3 protein-coding genes are annotated in these 2815 nt (G+C 65.1%); all 3 read left to right on the top strand.

Annotated elements, in window-relative coordinates:
* Window positions 1-39 precede the first annotated feature (39 nt).
* Window positions 40-1299 (top strand): sarcosine oxidase subunit beta, encoded by a 1260-nt coding sequence (locus EN893_RS27245; RefSeq protein WP_127269174.1) that lies wholly within the window; start codon window positions 40-42, stop codon window positions 1297-1299.
* Between the two features lie 16 nt (window positions 1300-1315).
* Window positions 1316-1630 carry a sarcosine oxidase subunit delta gene (locus tag EN893_RS27240; protein WP_127269175.1) on the top strand — a complete coding sequence of 105 codons (315 nt, stop codon included), beginning with the start codon at window positions 1316-1318 and terminating at the stop codon, window positions 1628-1630.
* Window positions 1627-2815: 2Fe-2S iron-sulfur cluster-binding protein (locus tag EN893_RS27235; RefSeq protein WP_128361920.1), on the top strand; the 1189-nt coding region annotated here is incomplete at its 3' end. The genes EN893_RS27240 and EN893_RS27235, both read left to right, overlap by 4 nt.

Here is a 2815-nt window from a genome sequence, read left to right as displayed (position 1 = left end):
CTCTATAGTCTGCCGCATCGCCCGAACCGGATGACATCAATGGCAGAGTACTCGGCCTTTTCGCTGCTCGCGAACGCGCTCAAGGGAAACAAGGATTGGAAGCCGGCATGGCGCAAGCCTGACCCGAAGGCGTCCTATGACGTCATCATCATCGGTGGCGGCGGTCATGGGCTGGCGACCGCCTATTATCTTGCCAAGGAACACGGCATCACCAATGTCGCCGTTGTGGAAAAGGGCTGGCTCGGTTCCGGCAATGTCGGCCGCAACACCACGGCGGTGCGCTCGAACTACCTGCTGCCGGCCAACACCCGCTTCTACGAACACTCGATGAAGCTGTGGGAGAACCTCTCGCATGAGCTCAACTACAACGTCATGTTCTCGCAGCGCGGCTGCCTGAACCTGGCGCACACGCCGGCCCAGTTCGACGACTATGCAAGGCGCGGCAACGCCATGCGCCATCTCGGCGTCGACGCCGAACTGATGACGAAAGCTGAGATCAAACGTCTGATCCCGGCGCTCGATGTCTCCGAAAGCGCGCGCTTCCCGGTGGTCGGCGGCTTGATGCAGCGCCGCGCCGGCACCGCCCGCCACGATGCGGTAGCCTGGGGCTATGCGCGTGGCGCCGACCGGCGCGGCGTCGACATCATCGAGAATTGCGAGGTCACCGGCTTTCTGCGCGATGGCGACCGCATATCAGGCGTCACCACTTCGCGCGGCGACATCCGCGCCAGGAAGGTGGCCGTGGCGGTCGCCGGCAGCACCGGACGCGTCATGCAGCTGGCCGGCATCGAGACGATGCCGATCGAGAGCCATGTGCTGCAGGCCTTCGTCACGGAATCGCTGAAACCCTTCATCGACACCGTCGTCACCTTCGGCATGGGCCATTTCTACATGTCGCAGTCGGACAAGGGCGGCCTCATCTATGGCGGCGACATCGACGGCTACAACAGCTACGCCCAGCGCGGCAATTTGCCTGTCGTCGACGAGGTGATGAGCGAAATGCTGGCGCTGTTTCCGGGCCTTGCCCGTGTGCGCATGCTGCGCTCCTGGGGCGGCGTCTGCGACATGTCGATGGACGGCTCGCCGATCATCACCACCGGTCCCCTGCCCGGCATGTATCTCAACTGCGGCTGGTGTTATGGCGGCTTCAAGGCGACGCCGGCCTCGGGCTGGTGCTTTGCCTGGACCATCGCCAAGGACCAGCCGCACGATCTCAACGCCCCCTTCACCCTCGACCGCTTCCACCGCGGCCTGGTGATCGACGACAAGGGCCAGGGTGCAAACCCGCGGCTGCATTAGCAATAGGTAGAGTCCAATGTTGATCACTTGCCCCTATTGCGGTCCGCGCGACGTCATCGAGTTCACCTATCAGGGTGACGGCAATCGTGAGCGTCCCGACTCCGCCTCCCAGAATTTCGAGGCGTGGAATGCCTATGTCTATGACCGGCTGAACCCGGCCGGCGACCACAACGAGATATGGCAGCATTCCGGCGGTTGCCGCGCGCATCTGCGCGTCGTGCGCAACACGCTGACGCATGAGATTTCCAGCGTTGCCTTTGTGCGCGGTGATCATCAAGGGCGCGGCGATCATGGCTCCGCCGCGCGCCGCAAGGCGGAGGACAAGGCATGAGCCCGCGCCGCGCCGATACCGGCGGCCGCATCGACCGGCTGAAAACCATCCGCTTCACCTTCGACGGCACGGCCTACACCGGCCATGCCGGCGACACGCTGGCGTCGGCGCTGCTGGCCAAGGGCGTCACGCTTTACGGACGTTCGTTCAAATACCACCGCCCGCGCGGCCTGCTGACTGCCGGCGTCGAGGAACCCAACGCGCTGGTGACGGTGTTGAAGGGCGAGGTTCGCGAGCCCAACATTCCGGCGACCCTGGTCGAAATCCATGACGGCCTGGTTGCCATCAGCCAGAACCGCTTTCCCTCGCTTGCCTGGGACATCAACGCCGTCAACCAGCTCGGCGGCAACATCCTGTCGGCCGGGTTCTACTACAAGACCTTCATGGGACCGGTGTTCGGCCCGCTCAAAGGCACGCGCTTCTGGATGTTCTGCGAACACTTCATCCGCCGCGCAGCCGGTCTCGGCAGCGCCGGAACGGCGAAAGACCCGGCCCGCTACGAGCGCATGAACGCCTTTTGCGACGTGCTGGTGGTCGGCTCCGGCCCGGCCGGCCTGATGGCCGCCAGGACCGCCGCCGATCAGGGAGCGCGCGTCATGTTGGCCGATCTCGAGCCGCTTTTCGGCGGTTCGGCCAACTGGTCCGGGGAAACGATCGATGGCGCACCAGCTGCCGATTGGGCGCGCCGCACCGTCGCCCAGCTCGCAGGCCGCGACAATGTCCGGCTTTTACCGCGCACCACAGTGTGGGGTTATTACGACAACAACACGCTTGCCGCGCTGGAACGGGTCAGCGATCACAAGGATCAGCCAGGCAAGGGCGAGCCGCGCCATCGCTATTGGGCGATCCGTGCCAAATCCGTGGTCCTGGCCACCGGTGCGTTCGAGCGGCCGCTCGTGTTCCCCGGCAATGACCGGCCAGGCGTGATGCTGGCGCATGCAGCCGAGCGCTATGCCAACGAATTCGGCGTGCTGCCGGGCGAGCGGATCGCGCTGTTCACCAACAATGACAGCGCCTATCGGGCGGCCGTCGCCTTGAAGAAGGCCGGTGCCGCGGTCGTCGCCATCGCCGATGTCAGGCCGGAACTTTCGCCGGAGATGCGCAAGCTGGCCGCGGAAGCCGAGGCCGAGATCTTCGCTGCCCATGCCGTCGTCGCCACCGACGGTCGAACGGCGCTGCCCGGCC

This window comes from Mesorhizobium sp. M7A.F.Ca.CA.004.04.2.1 (assembly GCF_004022825.1).
Taxonomy (GTDB): domain Bacteria; phylum Pseudomonadota; class Alphaproteobacteria; order Rhizobiales; family Rhizobiaceae; genus Mesorhizobium.
Note: the sequence above shows the minus strand (reverse complement) of the source record. Positions and strands in the feature narration are given on the sequence as shown.